This is a genomic window from Sutterella massiliensis, from assembly GCF_016899755.1.
Taxonomy (GTDB): domain Bacteria; phylum Pseudomonadota; class Gammaproteobacteria; order Burkholderiales; family Burkholderiaceae_F; genus Sutterella; species Sutterella massiliensis.
Window position 1 is genome coordinate 1 of sequence record NZ_JACJJC010000365.1, and the last position, 326, is coordinate 326.

Here is a 326-nt window from a genome sequence, read left to right on the forward strand (position 1 = left end):
TCACGAAAGCGTTCTTGCGGCCGAGCGCTGCGCAGGCGCGCTGAGCCTTGTTCTTCAGATCCGCGTCGCCCTTCGGATCGATGATGATGACGCACTCGCCGCGCAGAATCGCCTGACTGATCAACAGATCAAAGCAGCGGGTGTTGTGCGTGACAATGCAGTCGTCCGTCACATAGAGTTCGTCGTTCTCTTCCGGATTCGCGAGCTTGATGCAGCGCATTCGCTTCTTCACGCCCGTCGGTACGACCGTCACCACGCGAACGCGGCGATTGATGTCGCCGACCGAACGCACCGAGGAGCGCCGAACGAGCTCTTGCGTCCTGTCC

At 60.7% G+C, this 326-nt stretch carries 1 protein-coding gene; it reads right to left on the minus strand.

What is annotated here, in order from left to right; all coding sequences use genetic code 11:
* Positions 1 to 326, minus strand: a 326-nt coding sequence (locus tag H6A60_RS12930; RefSeq protein WP_205105270.1) for a hypothetical protein, incomplete at both ends; no start/stop codon positions are given.